Raw genomic sequence first — 21,764 nt, forward strand, 5'->3', positions numbered from 1 at the left:
CCAGGCAGGCTAGCAAGGAAGTCCGTAAGAGAGCGCATCGCCGATTACTATAGAGTCACTCGTAGGCGGCTAGAGCAGCCGATGTCTTACTGCTGTCGATCGATCAATATTGCGCCAGCCTTCCCCCATGATCCAAATCCGACTACAGAGGGATGCTGACCCGGTGACCTTGCAGGAGGGTGATTTCGTGAGACCGCACTCGACCACTCGTCGTCCGGTCACTACCGAGCGCATCGAACGAGTTCTCGACCGCATCGCAGAAATCATCGTCGCACGCGGCGAGCAAGGCGAGGCATGGCTTCCGCTATATGACCACCTGGAGGCCGCGCTGCAGAATCTTCAGGCGAAGGAAAGGCGCCTTTCCGCAGTGCGTGAGCGAGTCAAACGTTCTAAGGGTTGAACGAGGACTCGACCTATGGCCCGAAGCTTAGTCCAGGCATTTTTCACCCCAGGGCTTGCCAATACATAGCGAAGAGACGCGTTTGTCATAAGGCCCCGTTGGCTGGGGTCGATATGCGACATAAGAATGTTGTTTTTATTTAGTTTTATCACAATATGTAGCACATTCAGGGCAACTGCCGTAAACTGTGTCGATGAACACCTTCCGGCGCGACCCAGCACGACTGGCTGCAGCTTATGGTCGGTGCAATCGGTGCGAAATTCCGCTCGCAATGGGAGCGGCCATTGGCGCGCGTGGCCGCGAGGGCTTGAGCCCGCAAGCGGACGGGTCCGCACTTTATTCCGCGCGTGACGATCCCAGATGACAATACTCGCTGGCTTGGGCTGATCACGCGATGCGCAACAGCTTGCGCAGGCGGACAGGCAGTCGGGGCGAGGCTTGAAGCTCAGCACAGCTCGCCTCCCATCGCTTCAGATACACGGCGATCGGGATACCGGTTCGGCCGGGCCAGCGGTTGAGTGCACCCAGCGCCTCGACACAGTCCGGCGCCGCCTCGTACTTGAGGTAAGTGTGACGGGTGCGATCAATGAGACTGAGACGAATAGGTCCAAACCAGTGGATAAGCATCGCAATATCACAATAGGTAGCACAATTTGTAGCACAAACTTTGGGCTCCCCCAACATTTATGCTTTGAAGCTTTATGTGGCGTTTGGGTGGATCTGAATTGGTCAGACTCGATTGTTTCAACCCAGCTAGATCATTGATCTAGCTGGGTTTTTTGCTTACGGCACCGAAAGCCGACGCATGGGTCCGTCAAAAAGTTACGCTGTTGAAAGGCTTCAGAGCGCCCTCGCCCGCAGACGGAGGTGAATTGACGCGTTGTGCCATACAGATCTGTGCTTACAGCGACTGCAGTCGCGCGATGTCCTCGGGTGTTGCAGCACGCTCAACTATAGTGCGCCCTGAAGGGTCCTTCACCTCCAGGCGGCCATTCTCAATCTCTTCCTTTGTGCCGTCGGGATGGGTGACTTCGGTCTTGTCACCTGAAATCTCGACCTTATCGTCTGCCGCGTTCACGTGCTCCTGCCCATCATGCCCAATGTCGTCACCGGCATCGTGGTCTGCACCATCGTCGCTGCCACTGCGGCCAGAGTTGCCGCCGTGCCCAGAGTCGTGATCTCCATCGCTGCCAGACCCGGAGTTGCCGCCATGACCCTCACCACCACTACTACTGCCGCCGCCACCCTCGCTCTTGGCATACGCGGCGGCTATTTGGATCTTGCCCGAGCTCACAAAGCTGAGCTGATAGGGCGCCACCACCAAAGCCAGGACAGTTGACGCCCGAAGGGCGAGCAGCAAGGTTCGGGTTAATTTTGGATTCTGCATGATAGGTTTCCTCCTCAATACATTGAGACAACGCAGAAGAGACGGAGATATTCCCACTATGCCCAGAAAAAGGCGAATGCAGGACCTTCGCTGGCGCTACCTCAGGACTTAGGTCGGATATGCACTGAAAGCACGCTACGCGTCCAACCTCGGCTCGGCGCAGAGGTCCAACCATAACCCGCCGCAATCACAATATCCGCAACCGGTTGGGTCACGCATGCTGACATCGTGGCTAATTAAACGGCGGGCGATGATCGAGGGTGGAAAGCGCCGATAGGTGGCCAAGACCGATCATACGCTGCCGTTTCCGATAACCGATTTGAGGCCGAGTTCTGACTGTCGGCTTACGGGCGTCGAGCTTGAATAGCTGCCGTTAGGCGCGCTAATTTCAACGACGACTTTCGCCAGGATCGCACCCATCGAATGGGGAGGCGCTCAACGGTTCGTTGTGCTAACCTCGATAGCCGCGGAGGGCGCTATGGGTGAGAATCGCAAGCTAGCCGCAATTCTAGCCGCAGACGTGGTCGGATATAGTCGGCTCGCCAGCGAAGACGAAGATCGCACCTTGGCGAGGTTGCGGGCACTACGCAGCGACCTGATCGATCCGACCATCGCCGTGCACAACGGGCGCGTGATCAAGCGCACCGGAGATGGAGCGCTTGTCGAGTTCCGCAGCGTGGTGGATGCCGTGCGCTGCGCTATCGAGGTGCAGAACGGAATGGTGGAGCGCAACGCCGGTGTACCGCAGGACCGTCGCATCGAGTTCCGGATCGGCATTCATCTGGGAGACGTTGTCGAGGAAAGCGACGGCGACCTGATGGGCGATGGTGTCAACATCGCGTCGCGTCTGGAGGGCGTTGCGGCGCCCGGGGCCATCTGCCTGTCCGAAGATGCCTATCGCCAGGTCAAAGCGAGGCTCAACCTCTCGGTCGCCGATCTCGGCAGCACGCAGCTCAAGAACATCGCCGAGCCGATCCGAGTTTATTCGCTGGCGGTCGGTGCCGCCGGCGCGAAGGCGATCGCGACGTCGGAACCCTCGACGAGCCGGCCCGGAGGATCAAAGTCGGCAAAGCTGTCGATCGCCGTCCTGCCGTTCGCCAATATGAGCGGCGACACCGAGCAGGACTACTTCGCCGACGGCATCAGCGAAGACATCATAACCGACCTGTCGAAGGTCGCCGGCCTCTCGGTCATCGCCCGCAACTCCAGCTTCACCTACAAAGGCAAGAACATCGATGTCCGGACGGTCGGGCGCGAGCTCGGCGTGACTGCGGTGCTCGAGGGCTCGATCCGCCGCGCCGGCAACCGCGTCAGGATCAATGCCCAGTTGATCGATGCGCGGACCGGGACCCATGTCTGGGCGGACCGCTACGACCGCGACATGACCGATATCTTCGCGCTGCAGGACGACGTGACGCGCCGCATCGTCGAAGCCCTCAGGGTTGCCCTGACCCCGGCCGAGTCGGCGCGCATCGCCCATACACCAACGAGAAACATCCAGGCGCATGATCTTTTCCTGCGCGGGCGCGAGGTCTTGTCCGGTCCTGATAAGACAAACGAGACATTCGAGCGCGCGGTCGCCTTGTTCATCCAGGCGATTGAGCTCGACCCCGACTATGCCGAACCGTATGCCGGCCTGGCTCACGCTTACAACCACGACTTTCAGAACCACTGGAGCGGGCGCACCGACAGCAAGGAACTCTCTGCCCATTATAGTCGGCTGGCGCTCGAGAAGGGCCCCAACCTGCCCTATGGGCATTACATGGCCGCGCTGGTGAAGTTTTGGGAGAAGGATCCGGCCGGACATCGCGAGGAGGTGGAGAAGGCGCTTGCTCTCAACCCCAACTTCGCACTGGCCTTCGGCCTGCGCGGGGTGGGCAACATCTACAACGGCGCGCCGCTGGAGGCGATTCCGGATCTGGAGCACGCGCTGCGCCTCGATCCGCTGCAGGGCCATTTGACCTGGCACTTCATCGGCTCGGCTTACCTCCTGGCCGGGGAGTACCAGAAAGCGGTCGAGGCATTTCGCGAGCGTATCCGCGTGTCGCCCAAGACCGACCTGTCGCGGGGGCTCCTTATTGCCGCGCTGGGCCACCTCGGCGACGTCGATGAAGCACGGCGCGTGAGCGCCGAGCTAAAAGAGATAAACCCGAGCTATCGCTTTTCAGAGCACGTGGGGCGGCTACCCTTCAGCAATCCGGCCGACGCCGAACGCATCCGGCAGGGGTACGCCAAGGCGGCGATACCCGAATACGCGGACGAAAGCCCTGCGCCTGCACTAGAGGTTTCGAGGGGCCGCTAGGTCGGCGGCGCGATGAAGGCCGGCACCATTATTAAGTGGGTTTCCCCCGTCTCGGTGTTGGTATTTTTGATGGTATCCAACCACCTGATGTATTTTGGCGATTGGCAGGATGAAGGACCAAAAATCCTGGCTTAGTGCCGTTTTTCACCAGTTTGGTTGCACCCATAGAATCCGGCAACCGGAATTGAACCGCCGCCAACCGGCCGTCTCATGCGACATCCGCTCATTGGCCCGGACCGATCATACTCACGAGAGCGCCGCGCTATTCTGGTAGCCCGGCAGCATGAAGCGCATCACCAAGGCATTCCGCGAGCGCCTGAGCGCAGTTCACGCCCGCAAACTGGCGACCGTAGCGAAAAGTTGGGTGCAGTTCGAGCACCCGTGCGGCAGCTGCCCTCGCTTCTTCCAACCGGCCGAGTTTGGCAAGCGCAGCGGCCAATTGCACATAAGTGATGCTGTGTGCGGGATTGGCCTGAACGGACTTGTAAGCGGCGCGACAGGCTTCGTCGTAGCGGCCGCACAGCAAATGACTCATCGCCTGCGCGTCGAAAGCGGCGAAGGCCCAAGGATCAAATGGGCTTAGCCGCATGCCTCGTTCGCTCCACTCGATGGCTCGCTCTGCTTCTCCGCTCCATCCGAGGACGACGCTGCCGAGAATGTAGGTCAGCGCCGATGACGGGCTGATCGCAAGCGCGGCTTCCATTGCAGTCAAAGCAGCGCTGCGGTCATGACCATCCATGCCGAGGGAAAATCCCGCGAGAGTCAATGCGGACGCATCGTCCTGTCCATGAAGGATGGCGGAGCGCGCATGGCGTATCGATGCGGCGCGGTTGGCTTCCTCCAAGCCCCTTCGGAGGAAGAGGCAGTGGTGACACATCGCAGCGTTGCCGTGCGCCAGCGCATAGGCCGGATCGAGTTCGATGGCGCGTTCGAGCAGCACGAGCGCTCGCATCGCCCGCTCAGGCATTCCGGAATCAACGTCAAGCTGGGCCCGAAGCACAAGGTCATAAGCATCCAGGTTATCCGGACGCCTGCGCCTCACCCTGTCGATTTCGGCACGCCGCAGGCTCGGTGCGATTGCGCCGACGGCCGAAATGGCGATCTCATCCTGAAGCGAGAAGATATCGTCGGAGCTGCGGTCATATCGCTCGGCCCATACATGAGCGCCGGTCGATGCATCGATCATCTGGCCGGTCACGTGCACGTGGCCCCCGACCCTCCGCACGCTGCCTTCGAGTACATACCGGACGCCAAGCTCGCGGCCGACCTGCTTCACGTCCAAGGCGCGGCCCTTGTAGGCAAAGGTCGAATTTCGCGCGATGACGAGCAGCCAGTTGATGCGCGCCAGGCCGGTGATGATATCGTCAACCATACCGTCGGCGAAATAATCCTGCTCCGGATCGCCGCTTAGGTTCGAGAACGGCAAAACCGCGACCGAGGGTTTGTCCGGCAATGTCAGCGTTGCCGGTTCTGCTCCATCGACTCTCGGTTCGCGGCTATCGGCTGTGACCGCCGGCCCGATATAGCGGTAGCCGCGTCGCGGCAGCGTTTCGATCCAGCATGCGCCGCCCGCCAAGTCCTCAAGGAGCCGCCGTGCCGCCGCAATCTGGACCGTAAGGTTGCTGTCCTCAATGGCCTGTCTGGACCACGCCGCCTCGATCAAAGCTTCTTTCTGAACCGGCGCACCCGCCTTTTCCACAAGCCGCGCAAGCAACGCGACCGCCCGCTTGCCGAGCGGCGTCGGCTCGACGCCGTGGAATAGAATTCCCGCATCGGCGTCGAGGCGAAACGGGCCAAATGCAAAGCGTGTTGGCATTTGCGAAGAAGATACCGTTTGTGAATTTTTCGCAACGATTTCGGAACGGCCTAAGGACTTGCCGAAACGCCAAGCACATCTTGCCCACATGTTACCAATGGAGGATCAGATGAGCGTCGCTCCCGTCATTCGCATGCCCGAAGAGAACAAGGGGGGCATGCTACGTGGCTATCCAATGGTGTTCCTCGTCACTGGCGAGGATACGAAACATACGAGTATGTTCGACTGGACAATCCCGGCCGGGTTCGCCACCGGCCTTCATGTTCACCGCGTGCAGGAGGAAACCTTCTTTGTGCTTGAGGGCGAATGCGTGTGGCATGTAGGGAACAAGACGATCCACGCGACCCCAGGTACTTTCCTGTTTATTCCACCGGGGGCGCCGCACAATATCACCAATATCGGCGAAAAGCCTGCGCGGGTGCTGATGACCGTCTCTCCGCCTGGGCATGAACACTATTTCGAAGAACTTGCCAAACTGGCTACACACAGCTCTCCGGATCCGAAAGCGCTTGCCCACTTGCGGGACCGTTACGACACTGACCAGCTCTCGACCCTGACAATAAAAGTGTAGGCTTTGATTTGCGGTATCGCGTAATGGCGCAAGCCGCGCATCGTCGGCACCTGCGATGTCCGCTTCTGAGGGTGTACAGGCGGCCCTGAACGACAGGGATGAGGCGCATTACCGCCGGGCAGCTGGAGCCGGAACCGGGCTGTCAGCTTCCAGCTTCATCACAGTGACGTCGGCCCCTAGCCCGCTCCCTCCGGCCGCGCGCTTGATCCGTGGTGGACGGCCTTGCCATGGTGCAGCCCCAGGGCCGAATCTATTGCAGATCAGAGTATTTGCCTCAACCTTGGTTAAACCGGGAAACAAACCGGTCGAACCTCTCGTTTGCGCCGCCACCAAACAGACGATTGGGTTTGCCTTCAGCCTCGATCCGCCCCTGATCCAGAAACAAGACTCGGCTCGACACGTCGCGTGCGAATGCCATTTCATGGGTGACGATGAGCATGGTTCGGCCCTCCGCCGCTAGGTCGCGCATTACCTTCAAGACCTCCCCAACCAGTTCGGGATCAAGTGCGGATGTCGGTTCGTCGAAGAGCAAGACCCGCGGTTTCATGACCAGGGCCCGAGCAATGGCTGCTCGCTGTTGTTGGCCGCCTGACAACTGGGCTGGGTACGCCTTGGCCCGCTCCAGCAGGCCCACCCGCTTGAGAACGGCCTCGGCCTCGTCCCGGACCTCTGCGCGGTTTCGGCGCTGGACGTGGAGCGGCGCCTCCATAAGGTTATCGAGGACGTTCATATGGCTCCAGAGGCAAAAATTCTGGAAGACCATCGCCACTTGCGTGCGGAGCCGATCGACCTGTTTGCGATCCGCGATTGATAGGTTGCCGTTCGTTGCCCGCAGCCTGACCTCCTCGCTAAAGATGCGCAGGTGTCCCGCCGATGGCATCTCTAGAAGGTTGAGACAACGCAGAAAAGTCGACTTGCCGGAGCCGGACGCCCCCAGAATGGAGACCACTTCTCCGTCCTTGGCCTCGAAATCTATACCCTTCAGGACCTCCACACTACCAAAGTGCTTGTGAAGGCCTTCAACTGAGATAGCGGCAGTTTCAGCAGTTCTATTTGAGGCGGCGGAGGCGGCGACATGAGCCATGTGGGTCTCCTATGGGGTGCTAGGCTTTGCGATGTGCGTGATGGGCGTGCAGTCTCCGTTCGACCAGCGAAAGAGCTGAACTGAGGAGGAAGGTGAGCGCCAGATAGATCGCGCCGCTGACCACGAAGATTTCCAGGACGCGATAGGTCGAGGAAATCAGTTTGTAGGCGACGCCGGTCACCTCGGTCAGGGTGATGATACTGGCCAAGGATGTTGCCTTGATCATCAGGATCACCTCGCTGCCATAGACTGGGAGCCCCTGGCGTAGCGCAATCGGCCAGATGATCCGGCGACGCAGCAGGAAGCCCGACATGCCGCACGAGCGAGCTGCTTCGATTTCGCCCGGCGGCACCGCCTGGACCGCACCGCGAATGATCTCGGCCGTATAGGCTGAGGTATTAAGTGCCAGAGCCAGGATTGCGCACCAATATGGCTCGCGCAGGAACGGCCAGAGAAAGGACTGGCGCAAAATGATGATCTGGCCGAGGCCGTAGTAGATCAGGAATATCTGCACCAGGAGCGGCGTCCCACGAAACACCTCGACATGAGCCCGGGCAAGCCATTGCAAAGGCGGCAACGGGCAGGCTGCGGCCGCAGCCACCAACACTGCCAAACCAAAACCTATCGAAAGCGACAAGGCGGCAAGCTGCAGAGTGAGCGGCAGGCCGGACAGGAGCTGCCGCAGGACATCCAAAAGAAACGGCCAATCCATGATCAGCGACTCCAGGGTTTGGCGAGGCGGCGTTCCATTCGCATCAAGACGATGCCCGTTGACCGGCCGATGATCAGAAACACCAGGGCGGCAACGCCATAAAACAGCAGCGGCTGACGGGTCGAACCCGCGGCTGTCCCGGTCTGGCGCAGCAACTCGCTCAGCCCAATCACTGATAGAAGTGATGTCTCCTTCAGCGCCGACTGCCAGACATTGCCTAGCGCGGGCAGGGCAAAGCGCAGCGTTTGCGGCGCGATGATGCGCCGTAACAGCAATAGTCTGGACATGCCGCAAGAGGCGCCGGCTTCTATCTGCCCCCGGTCGAGGCGCAAGTAGGCGGACCGGTAGCCCTCGGTTTGATAGGCGCCGGATACGACCCCGACGGCGATGGCGCCGGTTGCAAAGGAAGGCAGCGAATAAAAGCCGGGAAAGCCACCGACGTTCATCGCCTTTGAAAGAACGACACTTCCGCCAAAATAGAACAGATAAACGACAAGGATCTCAGGGACGCCGCGAAAAACCGTTGTGTAGAATTGGCCAATGGCGCGCAAGAAGCGCGATCGTGCCAGTTTCAGGCTCGCACCACCAATTCCAAGGACGCTGCCAAGAAAGAAGCCACAAATCGCGGCCGCTAGGGTTATCCCTGCCGCTTTGAGGAGAGGTAGACCCCAGCCCTGTGGTCCGAAGCCCAACAATTCTATGAAGCTCGTCGTCATTGCAAGGCCTCATGATTGAGCGGTGGTTTGGTGCGAAAACGGTCTGCTGCAAATGGAGCAAGCCTCGAGTCGGCAGCCCCGGAAATCAACGACTGGGCGACAATCTCTCCAATCGCAGGCGCAAGCTGAAAGCCATGGCCACAAAACCCGAACACGTGCCAGAGGCCGTCATGCTGGGTGCTGGGTCCGATGAAGGGGATACCATCAGGCGTTGCGCCTTCGAGACCTGTCCAGGTTCTTAGAACTGGCACACCTGCCAGAGCGGGAAACGCAGTAATCGTGGCGATCGCGCTTGAGGCCATGCGGTCCATGATGGTGAACGAGGTATCCTGATCCGGGCAGGGCTTACCCGAGATGCCGCCGCCGATAACCAGGGAGCCGACGGCGCTCTGTTTGAACGATAGCGGCTGGTCGATTCCGATCACCACCGGCGTAACGAAGGCCTGCACACGCGCTGTCACCATCATGGTGAGAGCCAGAATTTTCATTGGCAGTGTCTCGCCCACGAGGGCCGCTACGTTCGCGCCCCATGCGCCGGCGCAATTGATGATGCGCTCCGCTTCGAGAGACCCAGCATCGGTTTCAGCCGCCCAGTTGCCTCCCGGTGCACGTCGCAGTTCGCGTAAGGCACAGCGCTCAACAATTCGCACGCCAGCCGCCTCGGCAGCATCGCGGAAGGCACGAGCAGCGTTGGCAGGATTGGCGTGTCCATCGCGCCGAGAAATGAGACCGCCAAGCGCTGAGCGCGCGAGGCCGGGCAGCAAGCGGTGCAATTCCTCCGGACCGATCAATTCCTCCGAAAAGATGCCGCGACGTCGCATATCCTGAGCGCGCACCTCAGCCCAATCCAGTTCCGCAGCATCCATGGCCAGCGCGATTTGCGATGTGCCCAGGCGCACTTCGCAAGCCTCGGCGCCTGCAGCCCCAACGTATTCGGTGAGATTTTCCCACATCTCCATAGCGCGCAGAGACAGCGGGTATTCACGCACATCCCGCATCAGGAGCCTAAGGCCGCCGGCGTTTACCCCTGAGGCATGACGCCCGGCAAGGTTCTTCTCGATTACGGTGACTTGCCTGCCAGCCCGCGCGAGAAACAGCGCGATCGAGCAGCCTTGCAGACCGCCACCGATGATCAAAACATCATCGACAGCCCTACGCATAGGAACCGTCCGAGGACGCCTCTGGCTTATCATCAAGCGAGACAATCTCGGCCAACTGCGGATCGAACCCGGTCAATCCGGCAAGCGCCGCCAAGGGCAGTGGTCGCAGCGGTGGTCGCGCCCGGAAAGGAACAGGAAACTCCGACTGTTGCGTCACTGTCTCCTCAAGGAGACGCGCCAGTGTAACCGAGCAGGTCCGGCCCTGGCATGGGCCCATGCCGCAGCGCAAAACGCCACGGATCAGATCCATGTCGGTAGCACCTTGGCGAATAATCGCGCGGAGAGTACCGGCAGTTATCTCCTCGCACCGGCAGATGATTGTTGCATCCTCGGGTAGTTGCGAAGCGAGGCCGGGCGGAAAGGCCGTATCGATGAACGGCCGAGCGGCAATCGCGCGCTGAACACACACAGCAGCCCCCTCGACGTCACTGTCTACTTTCAGGCTTGATGCACCGGAGAGCTCAGAGAGGATTGCCCTTGCTGCGTGGCGCCCATGGGCAATTGCGGCGTCTGCCCCACCGATCATGCGAGCGTCGCCTGAAACGTGGATGCGGCAAGGCCCAGTGGTCAAGGTGGCGCCTGGCGCCAGTTGCGCCCTGCCGTCCCGCGCGGTTTTTGGCCGCCAGCATGCATCGGCTTTCTGCCATTCCAGCGCCAGGCCGGCACCATGCGCCAGATCGACAGCGGGGACGATACCGTCGTGGACGACCAGCAGGTCGCAAGCCAGTTCCACCCTCATGCCCGCGACAGTCATGCTCACGCGCTCTACCTGGCTGCCGCCATGCGCTTGCAGTTCGGTGATGCCCGATCGCATGGGGATGCCGGCAAACCGCAAGCGGGTAAGCCAGCCCACGCCTTTCAGAAGTGCGGGAAGGCCCGCAAGACGAAGCCGGGATAGTGCCGCAATCTTGTGCCGCAGCCGGTCCGTGCGGGCAATAAGCGCTGGCCTTACCCCGAGGCGCCGCAATTGCTCGGCAAGAAGGAAAATCAGGGGGCCGGTGCCTGCGAGCACGACCCGGCCCTCTGGCTGGAGACGCCCGGCCTTGATCAGGGTCTGCACAGCTCCGGCCGTCATCACGCCGGGCAAGGTCCAGCCGGGAAAGGGAGTTGGGCGCTCCATCGCGCCATTGGCAAGCAACACATGCCTCGCCCGCAAATACCCGGCCACCTCTCCTTTGAGCCAGCCGACCGTGCCATCGGCGCGCAGATCCCAAACGGCGGTTTCAGGGCGATAGTCGATGCGAGGCGTAGTCCTGAATTTTTGGATCAGCGTGTGACCTGCGGCGTAGGTCGGGCCAAGCGCTTTGAGAAGGACCTCGGTCCCTGGACGATCCTCAAAGTTCGCGTCGAGCGCGCGAAAGATCTGTCCGCCGGGTGCCGGCTGTAGGTCGAGGACGACAACCTGGCTTCCCGCAGAAGCCAGTTCGACAGCAGCCGCCATTCCTGCAGGGCCTGCGCCAATGACGATGACATCGGCATCGGGCACCCGTCCGTTTGGTACTTCGCCGGGCGAAATTGGATTGGTCAGGATGGTCATTGTGATCCTGCTCCGGTTATCGTCGTGACACCTTTCTGGGTCCGAACCCTCATCCCGTCCCGGACCTGCGAAAGGCATGCCTGGCGGCTTCCAATGCCCTCGATATCGATCAGGCAGTCGAAGCAATGACCGATCATGCAGAATGGCAGCCTGGGAGAACCGCTAACCGGCGTGGTGCGGAAATGCGAAACGCCGGCCCTCAAAAGACAGGCAGCAATCGTCTCACCCGAACGAGCGGCAATCGGTTCGCTGTCTAAGAAGACAGTAATAGTCGCCTCGGAGGACCCGATGGGCTTGAACATGCCAGCACCTGTCGAAATGTCTTGAGGGACCGCTTGCGCCTACCGGAGCATGCATTGGTCCCCTCCCTTGAAAGGGAGGGGACCGGGTCAATTACTCGTGGATCGAGATGTCTACGCCGAACCACTTCGCGGTGAGGGCCTTGTTCGTCCCATCTTTGTTTATCTCGGTGATGGCGCCGTCGAATGCCGCCCGTAGCGCATCGTCTTTGAGGCGGAGCGCAACGTTGGTCGTGCCGAGGCCGAGCACGCCGCCGGCAAAGGTTGGACCGGCAAAGACGAGCGCTCCCTTCGCATTGGCGTCGATCACGGCCTTGAAGGCCGTCACGTTGGCGATTGCCACATCGATGCGTGCCGCGGTTAGTTCCAGACCCAGTTGCTCGAACGACGGGTATTCGCGGATCTGAAGATTTTTGAAGTACTGGCTGGCAAAGGTCGCCGCCGTCGTCCCAGTCTGTACGCCGATCACCTTTCCGGCGAGCTTTCCTTTCAGGACTTCCATTGCGGCCTCGGCGTCCTTCGGAGATTTCGCGAGGTCGAAAGACTGACCGGCGTCTGGTAGGTCCTTCAGTGCGTTGTCGCCCGCAGTCAGAAACCCGTTTGGCGCCTTCGCATAGGGCTTGGAGAAGGCGACGACCTTCTTGCGCTCTTCGGTCACGCCCATGGAGGCGATGATGGCATCGTACTTACCGACGGTGAGGCCAGGAATGATGCCGCTCCATTCCTGTGGAACGACGTCGCATTTGATCTTCATGCGCTCGCACAGAATCTTGGTCAGGTCGATTTCGTAGCCGCCCAGCGAACCATCGGAGTTGGTGTAGTTCCAGGGAGGGTAAGCCCCTTCAGTAGCGATGGTGATATGGTCAGGTAGGTTCTGGGCGACCGCCGTGCCGGCCAAAAGCGGCATAACGGCCAGCGCGAGTATCGTGCGTCGAATTTGCATTCCCTGTTCCCTTTCTTATTGCGTTGGAATGGACGGGTCCTTCAGCCCGCCTGAATATGCCACCCAACGGGGCTTCGCTTGAGACAGTATCTCGTTGCTCTAAGGCTAAGTTGAGCTTATGCTGCCCGATCATGTCGGCGCTGATCCCGTCCTTGAATTGGCTTCGCGTGTTTGAGGCATCCGCGAGGCATCAGAGCTTTGCTCGCGCGGGCAAGGAATTGAACATGTCGGCGGCGGCGGTGAGCCAGCAGGTTTTGGCTCTGGAAACCCACTTGGGTCGCGCGCTATTCGAACGGGCGGCGAACCGGATTAGCCTTACTGCCGAGGGACGTGACTTCCTGCCGACAGTTCAGGTTTCGCTGGGTGCGATCGAAAGCAAGGCCGCTTCGATCTTTGGCAAGCAGCGCGCTGAGCGTGTCGCCCTTCTTGCAAGCCAGTTGATGGCCATGAGTTGGTTGCCGCGGGTCCTGGCCGAGTTTGAGCGCGAGAACCCGTCAATTTGCGTTGATCTCATGATGGAGGGCACACAGCGCAAGACGGAGCCAGATCTGGCGATCCGTTTCGGAGAAGAGCCGCACCTTGTCCGTCATCCCAACTGGCTTATGGGAATGTCGCATGTCGTTATGTGCCGCAAGGAAGATGCCCCGAAAATAACGGATCTTGAGAGCCTGCTCTCGTTTCGATTGTTTGATGTGATCTCGCATGCCATGGGCTGGACCGCGCTGCTCACCCATAACTTCGGGCCGATGCAGGGGCGCAATCTCATGCTGGAATCAGTCGATACGACTCCACTGGCGCTGATGATGGTCAGCCAGGGACTGGGCATTGCAATCGGCCATGTTCCTGTATGTGGCCCATTGGCGGCCTCTTTGAACTTGGGCGTCTGTTCCTTCGTGCCGAAAACGCCGGGACCAGGGAACTATTATCTTGAGCAATCGGTGAACCGCCCAGGACGCGCGGCTACCTTGCATTTAGAGCGCGCTCTCCAAGCTGCCGCCCAAACATCGATGCGCGCCCCGTGAAGGATTGGAGGGGCCATGGCTTTCAACAATCAGGCGGAGCTCCGATTCGTGTAAATGGCGTGCGCTGAAAGGTCTCGTGAAGAGGACTGCTTTTAGACAGCTGCTTGGCCTCTCGCAACGACCGATATGAGGCGCATTTCAGACGGGCGGCAAATGGCCGCTTTGCGGACTGTCCGTTTTCGGGATGGCGAGACTAAGCGGATTGACGCGTCCGTATCGCGGACCTTTGCGCCAAGAGCCAGCGTTGATAGTCGCCTGTCAGCGACTTCAAGTCTCGCGCCACGACAGCGCGCCGTCACGCAGCTCCCTGATGCCCGGGCCAATCTCACCAAATGTCGACTCTCGTCGCCTGCTCTGCTTTTTTTGCGGCGCCGTGTCCAGTTGTACCTGCCCTTCAAAGGCTGCCAGGTTCATGGTTCGAGCAAAGAACGGATGTGAGGAGACTCTCAACGCACCTCTCACCGACACCATAAATCAGCGAACGCCGGAACGTTTGAGGAAATGGCAAGTTGCCCCGTCTGGAGGAACACGCACATGAACGGTGTCATTTATCTGATCGGATTGGTGGTCGTCGTGCTCGCGATCCTCTCGTTTCTAGGCCTCCACTGATGGTTGGCCCGACATGGGAGACTGGCATGGCATCTGAACCGAATCCTAACCCCGATTTCTCGCGGGCCCAGCGGGAGATTGCCGGCCGCGCCGACGAGGCGGGGCGCTTGGCCTCCGAGATTTTCGGCTCAGCCAAGGAAGATATTTCACAGAAAGCCAAGGAAGTGGCCGCAGAAGGCAAGGACGCGCTACTCGACGAGGCCCAGCTTGCACAGAATACCCTGACGGGTGCGGTCGCCGCGCTTGGCGGCGCCGTCCGCGCGGCCAGTGACCACCTAGCCAACAGCGACCAGAAAGCGGCGGCAAAGTTTGCCCTTGAAGCAGCCGGCAGTCTTGAGCGTATGTCCGCGTCGCTCAAGGACAAGCCTTTCGAAGAAGTCCTGGCTGAGGTCCGCGCTTTCGGCGGCAGCAATCCGGCGGCGTTGTTCGGTGGAGCAATGGTCGCGGGTCTGGCATTGGGTCGCTTTATCAAAAGCTCGTCGCCAGGTCCCCACGCTAAAGATCGTCCCCAACCCGATGTGGCAGCCGGGAGTGATACGCCATGACCCCCGGCAGCCAAGAGGACCGCAGTTTGATGACGCTGATCGGAGACCTGTCGCAGCAGGTTGTTACGTTGGTCCAGACCGAGGGCAGGCTCCTCAGAACTGAGCTCTCGGAAAAGGCCGAAAAGGCTGGCGCGGGTGCAATCGAGGTTCTGGGCGGCGCCATTTGCCTTCTGGCCGCCTTAATGGTGCTTCTGCAGGCCCTGGTCATCGCGCTCTCGAAAACCCCTCTCGGACCAGGATGGTCGTCGCTGCTGGTCGGCATCGTAGTCGCCGTCCTTGGCCTCGTCTTGGTGAAGACAGGCTCCGCAAATATGAAACCATCTGAATTAACGCCGGATCGCACCGCCGCGCAGCTGAAGAGCGACGCAAAGGTAATCAAGGACCAAGTCAAATGATCGAGAAATCATCCGCCGAACTTCAACGTGAGGCCGAAATCGCGCGGGCCAACGTTTCCGACACGGCCGAATCCATTCGCAACAAAATGACGCCAGGCCAGCTCATCGACGAGTTTTCCGGGCTCTTTACAAGCGGCGATGGCAGCTCGATGCTCAGTGCCCTCAAGTCACAGGTTGGTGCGAATCCGCTTCCCGTCGCTCTCGTAAGCGTTGGCTTGATGTGGCTGATGGCAGGACAAGGAGCCCAGAAGCCGGTCTCGGTCAATGATTCGGCCCGCTCGAGCTTGCGTCCTGACTTCGCCGGTGATGCCGGAGCAGTGGATCTCCCATTTGACAGCGAGGGTCTGATAAGCGGCGTGTCAGACGCTTTGTCAGGCGCCGCCGACAAGGCAAAATCTATCGTCGGAGATGCGGCCGATGGCGCGCGTTCGTCCATGGCAGGTGCTGCTTCGAGCGTTTCGCACAGCGCCAGCCAATACGGTGATCAGGCTAGTAAAGCAACGGCCGCAGCCGTGGACCTGATGCGCCGGGAACCGCTGATGCTGGCGGCTCTGGGCCTGGCGTTCGGGACAGCGGTAGGAGCAATGCTTCCACGCACCGAATTCGAGGATCAACAGCTCGGTGAAACGAGCGACGCTATCCGCGACAAGGCGAACGACTTGCTCCATCAAGGCGTCGAAGGCGCCAAGGATGTTGCCGCTCAAGCCTACCAAACAGTCAAGGACGAGGCCGACAAAAAGGGCTTCGGCGCCGATCCTGCTTCGATCATCAACACAGTTTCTGACGTCGTCAAAACCGCAGCCTCGGAAACCGAAAAGGCCGTCAGGGACAAGATCAGCGACGCCAGCGGAGAGCGGGCGACGTGAGGTAGGTTTTCGGCTTGCTTTCACGATCAGGGCGCGCGTCCAAGCTAGCTGCAGCGTGGATGGCCAACCTCAAGCCACGTTGGTCCATGCCTGCCTTGCCAGGTCGCATTTAGCGACGCCGTACCGCCAGCGGTGCCAAGTGCATTGGCACAGAAAATCCAAGGCTCACGGCCCGCACAGCGGTCGCCTCAACCTGCCTCTGTAGTGAGCGCCTCCCAGCTCCGCGCCGGCGAGCTTTGCCCGGAAGCCATCTATCTGCTGCAGGATTGCACGGGCGCGGAAAGCTTTTCGCTTTGCTGCAGCTGGTCGTTCCGGTCACGCAATAGAGATCGCACGGCCGAATGGCGGAGATGGAACCCGAGTTGGCTAGGCTCGGTTTGGCATTTCTACGCGCGCTCGAACCACGTGGCTCACCGAGCCTGGAGCTGGTCGCGGCCAGCAGCTATTTTGACCGTCTGATGGATAATTCCAAGGTGGTGCGGAATCTGGCCCGGAATTTCCCGGGTCAGTTTGAGGAATTTCACAGGCTCTCGGCGGGCTGAGTTTCGAACTGCTGCGGGTGGCTTTGGCGGTGTTGGGAACTGGAGCATGCACCCCCCGGGCGTTAGCTCGGATGTCCGCTTTTGGGATGCGCCTAGGCTCAGCTCATAGACTTACATGGGGCGCATTTCAGACGGGCGGCAATGGGCCGCTTTGCGGACTGTCCGTTTTAGGGATGGCGAGAGTGGAAAGCGGACTGACGCGTCCGGCATATCGTGGACCCTTTGCGCCAAGAGCCAGCGTTGATAGTCGCCTGTCAGCGACTTCAAGTCTCGCGCCACGACAGCGCGTCTTGGTATGTCGGTTGCTCTAGTGGGGGTGCCTGATACAACCACCATCGACCCGTTTCATGGCGAGGGCATTATCTAGCCGCCCCCGCCATATGGAAGAATAGGTGCTAGACGCCACCAGTTACACTGCCTTGCTTAGCTGGAGTTCGTCGCTGAGTGCGCGTTCGTTGGGGTCGATCGGACCCAGGTTCTTGACGACCCGGAATCGACCGCCCTGCGCCTGCGCAATGTACATGTTCATGCGAACATGGTGCTGGCCGGGGACCATCTCGGCCCGGCCACCTGGTCCCTCGCTGATTCGCGCGTGATCGAGCGCCCGGATGACCGCATCGCGCTCCACCGTGCCGGCTTCGGTCACCGCCGCTTCCCACATCTTGATCGCTCGGTAGTGGCCGGTGCAGCCGCTGCCTGCGGTCAACATCGCGCTGCCGGGGAAACGGTCTTGGTAGCGATGCAAGAGGGCGCGGCCAAACGGATCATCGAGTTCCTGATAGTAGTCGAGGCAGCTGTAGAGGCCTTCGATCTGCTCGGACGGCACAAGATTGAAGAAGTTCTCGTCGAAGTAGGTGCAGATGATCTTGCCGCCCCGCTTGCCGAAGCCGGCCTTGTGCAATTCGTCGAGGAACGGCGTCAGGCCCGGCGGAACGAGGGTGTTGAATACCACCTCGGCGCCACTCGCCATGATCTGCTCGACCGTCCGCCGGAAATCGACTGTATCGAGGGGGAAATATTCCTCACCGACGATCTCACCGCCGTTCGCGCGCACAATCTGGCTCGCCGCCTTGTTCAGCAAATGAGGCCAGATGTAGTCGGCCGATGGCAGATAGAATGTCTTTGCCCCGGTCGTCTTCATGAACCATGGGATCAGCGGCTCGACCTGCTGCGCGGGCACTGGACCCGAGCAGAAGATCAGGGGATCGTTTTCCTGTCCCTCATACTGCTCGGTGTAGATGTAGAGCGTCCTGCCCCGCACGACTGCCTCGCTCTTGATGGCCTGGCGGGTCGAGCTGTAGATCCCGCCGACGACCAGGTCGACTTTGTCGACATCTATCAGTTTCGCGGTCCTTGCCTTGGCGACGGTGTCGGTGGTTTCGCCGTCCTCGATGACAAGCTCCAGCGGCCGGCCGAGCAAGCCGCCTTTGGCGTTGATGTCGTCGACGAGCATGGTGGTGAGGTTCGCATTTGCGATGCCCATGAAAGACAATGGGCCGGTGAGTTCGGCGATTAGGCCGATCTTGATGGGTTTCGGATCCATTTGATTTTTCCAAATCTGGGGTTCATCGGGCGCGCCGCCGCCGGGCGGCGGGCGGCGCTCAGGGCGGGACCTCAGGCTTCGTAATGGCCGAGGAGCAGTGCCGCCTGCGGCTTGCCGACATGGCCGGCTTCCTGCAGGATCGCTGGCACCTCCGGATCGGACACGAAATTCTTCCAGCCCTCGGCGTCCCAGTCGAAGATCGCCCAGACGCGATCGGGCTCGCTGGGGTCGCGGAAGACGGTCGCGCCGCTCGAGCCGTGCAGCCGACGCTTGTCGGCGCCCTTGGTCGAAAAGATACGGATGAAGTGGTCGACATCTGCCACTTTGGTCGTTGCGAGAAGCATCTGATTTCCTCCTGTCGGTCGCGGCCACCATTGGTCCGTCGACAGGATCACGATGCGCGCCCGTGAGCGGGTCCACATGGGGTGGATTCCCTATGCCTGCGTTTCGCCCGGTCGGATAAGGCCGTGCTCGACCGCATAGAGTGCCGCGGCGGCGCGGGTGGTCACGCCGATCTTGGAATAGACGTTCTGGATATGGTGGTCCACGGTCTTGGGCGAGATATCAAGCTTGCGTGCCGCCTCTTTCGCCGTGAGCCCGGCGGCGATCAGGCGCAGCACCTCGATTTCGCGCGCCGTCATGCCGGCCAGCGCCCGCGGCAAAGCCCGCCGCGACTGCTGTCCCGCGAAAGACAACACGGCCTCTGCGGCGTCAGGGCAGATACAACCGTCACGCACGGCGGCGCGCAACTGCGTTGCCGCTGCCTCGCTGGATAAGGCCTTGCGATGTGGACGTTCCTCCCGTGATGTCTGGAAGGCTTCGGCTGCGGCCAGGATCCGTGCCGCCGGGGACAGGTCTGAGCCGCCGACCTTGCGGTGATAGCCCGAGCCATCCAGGCGTTCGTGATGGCGGAGCACGAGGGCGGCCATCGCATCGCCCTCGCGGCCGAACGAGGCCAGCGCCCGCTCACCATAATAGGCGTGAAGCTGCGCCGCGTCGCGCTCGCGCACCGACAGCGGACCGTTCCGCATCCAGGTCGCCACCGGCACGACGAGTTCGCCGATGTCATGGATGCAGCCCGACCAGCGCAGCGCGCGAACGTCAGGATCGGGCAACCCGCTCCGTTTGCCCGCACCCGTGGCCAGTTCCGACACCATCCTCGAATGGCCCTGCGTAAACGGCATGCGCATGTCGATCATGTCGGCTATGGCCAGGAACGCCTCGTCGCAAGCCTTCTCGTCAAGCGTCACCGGCGGATCGGGCTCAAGCGCCAAAATGGTCTCGCGGTCGACAGTCGCGCTGATGCCATCCATTAGGATCGCCGCATTGGACGAGACGAGTCGAGCCAGGCCCGCTTCGTATGGGCCATCGGCACGACCGGCGATGGTTTCGGCCATCCCTTCGATGCCGACGGCATCGCAAAGCGCGATGGCATCCTGCTCCAGCGTGATCAGGCGTACGGCGGGCAGGACATCGTCACTGCTCAGCCCACGCGGCAGGCCCTTGCCGTCCCAACGTTCGTAGATTTGCCCGAGATTGCGCCGGATCTCGTCCGACAGGCCGAGCCGCTCGCCTATCCGCTGCGCGACCTCGCAATGCGCTGTGAGCACCGGGCGCGCCACCACGAGCGCTTGCGACATCGCGGCCTCGATCGCCCTCGCCTGCGCGTCAGGCTCGAGATCGTAGTAGAACCGCTTGAACGCCTGCACGAAGACCCTGCCCAATTCCGCACGATTGCCCATGTCGAGGCCGACAAGGTCCTGGCGGAGCGCAATTTCGTCGCCGAAGGTGGCCGACAGAAGGTCCGTGTCGGCATTGCAGCCGACATAGCGCAGCATGGACTGGTGGTAGGCATTGCGCCGAACCTCATTGGAAACACCCGCAAGCTCGGCGATCCGCATTGCAAGTACGCAGGATTTCAGTGCGAAGTCGCGAGAATGGCCCGTGGCGAGGTCCGAAGCATAGGCCAGGACCATCATGAAATCCGCCCGGCGTATTGAGACGTCTGTCATCGCCCACCCCCAGTGAGCCTTATGCTAGCCGCGTGCGCCGTCCTTACCTAGGGGAAAAATTCCAAGCCTGATGTGGAGCCTGCGAGAAACAGAATGTTCGGTTTCTAGGCTTCATATATTTATCTGCCCCATCCATCATTGCCACCAACAATGGCTCCAACCTGCTGGTGACGCCGCATGCCGACGACAGCAAAAGATCGCGTCCTCAATAGTGGGTCTTGCGATGTAGCGCTCTACTGACTCGAACCCCGGGAAAAAGATTACCATTCATTGGGACAGTTTTTCGGCGTTCATCCTGACAGTCACGATTATACCTTCATTTGACCAATCCGTGACGATCGAGCCTCCAAGCTGGCCAGTCACACTGCGGTTCAGCAACTGGCTGCCGTACCCCTCCCTGCCGGACGACGCTACGAAGGGACCCCCGCGCTCGGTCCACACAATACAAACCTCGTTATCAGATGACGTTCCCGAGACGTCCAACATCCCCGATCTCACAGAGAGGGCGCCGTATTTGAGGGAGTTGGTAGCGAGCTCGTGGATCACAAGGGCCAAGGTCATGGCAGACTGTTCACCTACGCCCATTCGCGGAACGGCTACACGGATACGACCGCTGAAAGCTCCTTGATCATCATAGGGAGCCAGCAGAACGGCTATAAGATCACCGATCAGTGCGGCGCGGCCCTGGTTACCCGCTAGCGGTCGAACGACGTCGTGCGCCCTTCCTAGGGCGGTCAGCCGTTGTGTGAGTTCCCTCGCCATTTCCGTGACTGATGTCGCGGAGCGAGATGTGATGTTGGTCAAGCCAGTGGCAATCGCCAGCAGGTTCTTGACCCGGTGGCTCATCTCTCCCGCCAGGAGTTCATGCCCCTCTTCCGCCTGTTTGCGGCCGGTTACATCGAGGAATACCCCCGACATCTGCCCATTGTGCAATCCCTCGTCATTTCCAAGACCACGCGCAGAAATCCAACGAATTTCCTCGCCAAGGATGATGCGGAAATCGATTTCGTAGGCGCCTACCAGCGCCCGCGTTGCGGTGAATGCGGCACGCACCCTGTCCCGATCCGCAGGATGGATCCGGGACGATAAATCCTCGAATGTCACCTGATCCGCCTGTGGCAACCCCCACAACCTGAATCCTTGCTCATCCATGGCAAAAGCATCGGTTTCGACGCTCCATGACCAGAGAGCAACCCCGGCAGCATGCAAGGCGCGCTTGAGGTTATCAACCTGGTTGAGGGGATGGTCTTTGTCGCTGAACGGCATGACGACTTTCATTGGGCAAAATTTGCAAGCAGCGGTA

General features: G+C 60.5%; 22 protein-coding genes. 8 read left to right on the top strand and 14 right to left on the bottom strand.

Annotated features, from left to right (window positions below; all coding sequences use genetic code 11):
• The first annotated feature begins 163 nt into the window (after positions 1–163).
• Positions 164–400 (top strand): hypothetical protein, encoded by a 237-nt coding sequence (locus tag EN850_RS29515; RefSeq protein WP_135917255.1) that lies wholly within the window; start codon positions 164–166, stop codon positions 398–400.
• Positions 401–787: 387 nt separating this feature from the next.
• On the opposite strand, the gene EN850_RS29520 is transcribed toward EN850_RS29515, so the two are convergent.
• On the bottom strand, positions 788–1,027 hold the full coding sequence (locus EN850_RS29520; RefSeq protein ID WP_135880709.1) for a hypothetical protein: 240 nt from the start codon (positions 1,025–1,027) through the stop codon (positions 788–790).
• A 274-nt stretch (positions 1,028–1,301) separates the two neighbouring features.
• Entirely contained in the window at positions 1,302–1,787 is a 486-nt protein-coding gene (locus EN850_RS29525) for a hypothetical protein (RefSeq protein ID WP_135917256.1), read from the bottom strand.
• A gap of 478 nt (positions 1,788–2,265) precedes the next feature.
• On the opposite strand from EN850_RS29525, the gene EN850_RS29530 reads away from it, so the two are divergent.
• The gene (locus tag EN850_RS29530; protein WP_135933045.1) at positions 2,266–4,089 is read left to right on the top strand and encodes an adenylate/guanylate cyclase domain-containing protein; all 1,824 of its coding nucleotides are present in this window, start codon (positions 2,266–2,268) and stop codon (positions 4,087–4,089) included.
• 262 nt (positions 4,090–4,351) lie between these two features.
• On the opposite strand, the gene EN850_RS29535 is transcribed toward EN850_RS29530, so the two are convergent.
• Positions 4,352–5,905: a winged helix-turn-helix domain-containing protein gene (locus EN850_RS29535; protein WP_135933046.1), complete on the bottom strand. Its 1,554-nt coding sequence runs from the start codon at positions 5,903–5,905 to the stop codon at positions 4,352–4,354.
• Between the two features lie 109 nt (positions 5,906–6,014).
• Here EN850_RS29535 and EN850_RS29540 point away from each other — a divergent pair, with 109 nt between their 5' ends.
• Complete coding sequence (locus EN850_RS29540) at positions 6,015–6,476, top strand: cupin domain-containing protein (protein WP_135917258.1); 462 nt, start codon at positions 6,015–6,017, stop codon at positions 6,474–6,476.
• A gap of 274 nt (positions 6,477–6,750) precedes the next feature.
• Here EN850_RS29540 and EN850_RS29545 read toward each other — a convergent pair whose 3' ends face one another.
• The 7 genes from EN850_RS29545 to EN850_RS29575 all read right to left on the bottom strand — a co-directional run bounded on the left by EN850_RS29545 (position 6,751) and on the right by EN850_RS29575 (position 12,927).
• A complete protein-coding gene (locus EN850_RS29545; RefSeq protein WP_135907034.1) occupies positions 6,751–7,560 on the bottom strand; it encodes an ATP-binding cassette domain-containing protein in 810 nt (269 codons plus the stop codon).
• Between the two features lie 19 nt (positions 7,561–7,579).
• Entirely contained in the window at positions 7,580–8,272 is a 693-nt protein-coding gene (locus EN850_RS29550) for an ABC transporter permease (protein WP_135880714.1), read from the bottom strand.
• A 2-nt stretch (positions 8,273–8,274) separates the two neighbouring features.
• Positions 8,275–8,988, bottom strand: a complete 714-nt coding sequence (locus tag EN850_RS29555) for an ABC transporter permease subunit (protein ID WP_135880715.1) — start codon at positions 8,986–8,988, stop codon at positions 8,275–8,277.
• Positions 8,985–10,148, bottom strand: a complete 1,164-nt coding sequence (locus EN850_RS29560) for an FAD-dependent oxidoreductase (RefSeq protein WP_135907032.1) — start codon at positions 10,146–10,148, stop codon at positions 8,985–8,987. Before EN850_RS29560 ends, EN850_RS29555 begins: the two co-directional genes overlap by 4 nt.
• Entirely contained in the window at positions 10,141–11,685 is a 1,545-nt protein-coding gene (locus tag EN850_RS29565; protein WP_135933047.1) for an NAD(P)/FAD-dependent oxidoreductase, read from the bottom strand. The genes EN850_RS29560 and EN850_RS29565 overlap by 8 nt, the downstream gene beginning before the upstream one ends.
• Entirely contained in the window at positions 11,682–11,987 is a 306-nt protein-coding gene (locus EN850_RS29570; protein WP_135880718.1) for a (2Fe-2S)-binding protein, read from the bottom strand. The genes EN850_RS29565 and EN850_RS29570 overlap by 4 nt, the downstream gene beginning before the upstream one ends.
• A gap of 91 nt (positions 11,988–12,078) precedes the next feature.
• Positions 12,079–12,927, bottom strand: a complete 849-nt coding sequence (locus EN850_RS29575; RefSeq protein ID WP_135907026.1) for a transporter substrate-binding domain-containing protein — start codon at positions 12,925–12,927, stop codon at positions 12,079–12,081.
• Positions 12,928–13,058: 131 nt separating this feature from the next.
• Here EN850_RS29575 and EN850_RS29580 point away from each other — a divergent pair, with 131 nt between their 5' ends.
• The 5 genes from EN850_RS29580 (at position 13,059) to EN850_RS29600 (ending at position 16,906) form a co-directional block, all read left to right on the top strand.
• Positions 13,059–13,949: a LysR family transcriptional regulator gene (locus EN850_RS29580; protein WP_135917260.1), complete on the top strand. Its 891-nt coding sequence runs from the start codon at positions 13,059–13,061 to the stop codon at positions 13,947–13,949.
• Positions 13,950–14,584: 635 nt separating this feature from the next.
• The gene (locus EN850_RS29585) at positions 14,585–15,103 is read left to right on the top strand and encodes a hypothetical protein (RefSeq protein WP_135907022.1); all 519 of its coding nucleotides are present in this window, start codon (positions 14,585–14,587) and stop codon (positions 15,101–15,103) included.
• On the top strand, positions 15,100–15,498 hold the full coding sequence (locus EN850_RS29590; RefSeq protein ID WP_135907020.1) for a phage holin family protein: 399 nt from the start codon (positions 15,100–15,102) through the stop codon (positions 15,496–15,498). The genes EN850_RS29585 and EN850_RS29590 overlap by 4 nt, the downstream gene beginning before the upstream one ends.
• Entirely contained in the window at positions 15,495–16,364 is an 870-nt protein-coding gene (locus tag EN850_RS29595) for a hypothetical protein (protein WP_135917261.1), read from the top strand. Before EN850_RS29590 ends, EN850_RS29595 begins: the two co-directional genes overlap by 4 nt.
• Before the next feature lie 341 nt (positions 16,365–16,705).
• Positions 16,706–16,906: a plasmid partitioning protein RepB C-terminal domain-containing protein gene (locus EN850_RS29600; protein WP_135907018.1), complete on the top strand. Its 201-nt coding sequence runs from the start codon at positions 16,706–16,708 to the stop codon at positions 16,904–16,906.
• A gap of 409 nt (positions 16,907–17,315) precedes the next feature.
• On the opposite strand, the gene EN850_RS29605 is transcribed toward EN850_RS29600, so the two are convergent.
• The 4 genes from EN850_RS29605 to EN850_RS29620 all read right to left on the bottom strand — a co-directional run bounded on the left by EN850_RS29605 (position 17,316) and on the right by EN850_RS29620 (position 21,727).
• Positions 17,316–18,449, bottom strand: coding sequence for a substrate-binding protein (locus tag EN850_RS29605; protein ID WP_135907016.1), 1,134 nt, complete (start codon positions 18,447–18,449; stop codon positions 17,316–17,318).
• Between the two features lie 71 nt (positions 18,450–18,520).
• The gene (locus EN850_RS29610; RefSeq protein ID WP_135907014.1) at positions 18,521–18,793 is read right to left on the bottom strand and encodes a hypothetical protein; all 273 of its coding nucleotides are present in this window, start codon (positions 18,791–18,793) and stop codon (positions 18,521–18,523) included.
• A 90-nt stretch (positions 18,794–18,883) separates the two neighbouring features.
• Complete coding sequence (locus EN850_RS29615) at positions 18,884–20,461, bottom strand: HD domain-containing phosphohydrolase (protein WP_135917262.1); 1,578 nt, start codon at positions 20,459–20,461, stop codon at positions 18,884–18,886.
• 267 nt (positions 20,462–20,728) lie between these two features.
• Entirely contained in the window at positions 20,729–21,727 is a 999-nt protein-coding gene (locus EN850_RS29620; RefSeq protein WP_135881131.1) for a sensor histidine kinase, read from the bottom strand.
• Positions 21,728–21,764 lie beyond the last annotated feature (37 nt).

Origin of the sequence: Mesorhizobium sp. M8A.F.Ca.ET.207.01.1.1 (assembly GCF_004794715.1) — a bacterium.
Taxonomy (GTDB): domain Bacteria; phylum Pseudomonadota; class Alphaproteobacteria; order Rhizobiales; family Rhizobiaceae; genus Mesorhizobium.

What these genes read in the sequence shown, in the direction of transcription:
- EN850_RS29520 (WP_135880709.1), bottom strand. Translation starts at nt 1,027, where the DNA reads ATGCTTATCCACTGGTTTGGACCTATTCGTCTCAGTCTCATTGATCGC.
- EN850_RS29525 (WP_135917256.1), bottom strand. Translation starts at nt 1,787, where the DNA reads ATGCAGAATCCAAAATTAACCCGAACCTTGCTGCTCGCCCTTCGGGCG.
- EN850_RS29530 (WP_135933045.1), top strand. Translation starts at nt 2,266, where the DNA reads ATGGGTGAGAATCGCAAGCTAGCCGCAATTCTAGCCGCAGACGTGGTC.
- EN850_RS29535 (WP_135933046.1), bottom strand. Translation starts at nt 5,905, where the DNA reads ATGCCAACACGCTTTGCATTTGGCCCGTTTCGCCTCGACGCCGATGCG.
- EN850_RS29540 (WP_135917258.1), top strand. Translation starts at nt 6,015, where the DNA reads ATGAGCGTCGCTCCCGTCATTCGCATGCCCGAAGAGAACAAGGGGGGC.
- EN850_RS29545 (WP_135907034.1), bottom strand. Translation starts at nt 7,560, where the DNA reads ATGGCTCATGTCGCCGCCTCCGCCGCCTCAAATAGAACTGCTGAAACT.
- EN850_RS29550 (WP_135880714.1), bottom strand. Translation starts at nt 8,272, where the DNA reads ATGGATTGGCCGTTTCTTTTGGATGTCCTGCGGCAGCTCCTGTCCGGC.
- EN850_RS29555 (WP_135880715.1), bottom strand. Translation starts at nt 8,988, where the DNA reads ATGACGACGAGCTTCATAGAATTGTTGGGCTTCGGACCACAGGGCTGG.
- EN850_RS29560 (WP_135907032.1), bottom strand. Translation starts at nt 10,148, where the DNA reads ATGCGTAGGGCTGTCGATGATGTTTTGATCATCGGTGGCGGTCTGCAA.
- EN850_RS29565 (WP_135933047.1), bottom strand. Translation starts at nt 11,685, where the DNA reads ATGACCATCCTGACCAATCCAATTTCGCCCGGCGAAGTACCAAACGGA.
- EN850_RS29570 (WP_135880718.1), bottom strand. Translation starts at nt 11,987, where the DNA reads ATGTTCAAGCCCATCGGGTCCTCCGAGGCGACTATTACTGTCTTCTTA.
- EN850_RS29575 (WP_135907026.1), bottom strand. Translation starts at nt 12,927, where the DNA reads ATGCAAATTCGACGCACGATACTCGCGCTGGCCGTTATGCCGCTTTTG.
- EN850_RS29580 (WP_135917260.1), top strand. Translation starts at nt 13,059, where the DNA reads ATGTCGGCGCTGATCCCGTCCTTGAATTGGCTTCGCGTGTTTGAGGCA.
- EN850_RS29585 (WP_135907022.1), top strand. Translation starts at nt 14,585, where the DNA reads ATGGCATCTGAACCGAATCCTAACCCCGATTTCTCGCGGGCCCAGCGG.
- EN850_RS29590 (WP_135907020.1), top strand. Translation starts at nt 15,100, where the DNA reads ATGACCCCCGGCAGCCAAGAGGACCGCAGTTTGATGACGCTGATCGGA.
- EN850_RS29595 (WP_135917261.1), top strand. Translation starts at nt 15,495, where the DNA reads ATGATCGAGAAATCATCCGCCGAACTTCAACGTGAGGCCGAAATCGCG.
- EN850_RS29600 (WP_135907018.1), top strand. Translation starts at nt 16,706, where the DNA reads ATGGCGGAGATGGAACCCGAGTTGGCTAGGCTCGGTTTGGCATTTCTA.
- EN850_RS29605 (WP_135907016.1), bottom strand. Translation starts at nt 18,449, where the DNA reads ATGGATCCGAAACCCATCAAGATCGGCCTAATCGCCGAACTCACCGGC.
- EN850_RS29610 (WP_135907014.1), bottom strand. Translation starts at nt 18,793, where the DNA reads ATGCTTCTCGCAACGACCAAAGTGGCAGATGTCGACCACTTCATCCGT.
- EN850_RS29615 (WP_135917262.1), bottom strand. Translation starts at nt 20,461, where the DNA reads ATGACAGACGTCTCAATACGCCGGGCGGATTTCATGATGGTCCTGGCC.
- EN850_RS29620 (WP_135881131.1), bottom strand. Translation starts at nt 21,727, where the DNA reads ATGCCGTTCAGCGACAAAGACCATCCCCTCAACCAGGTTGATAACCTC.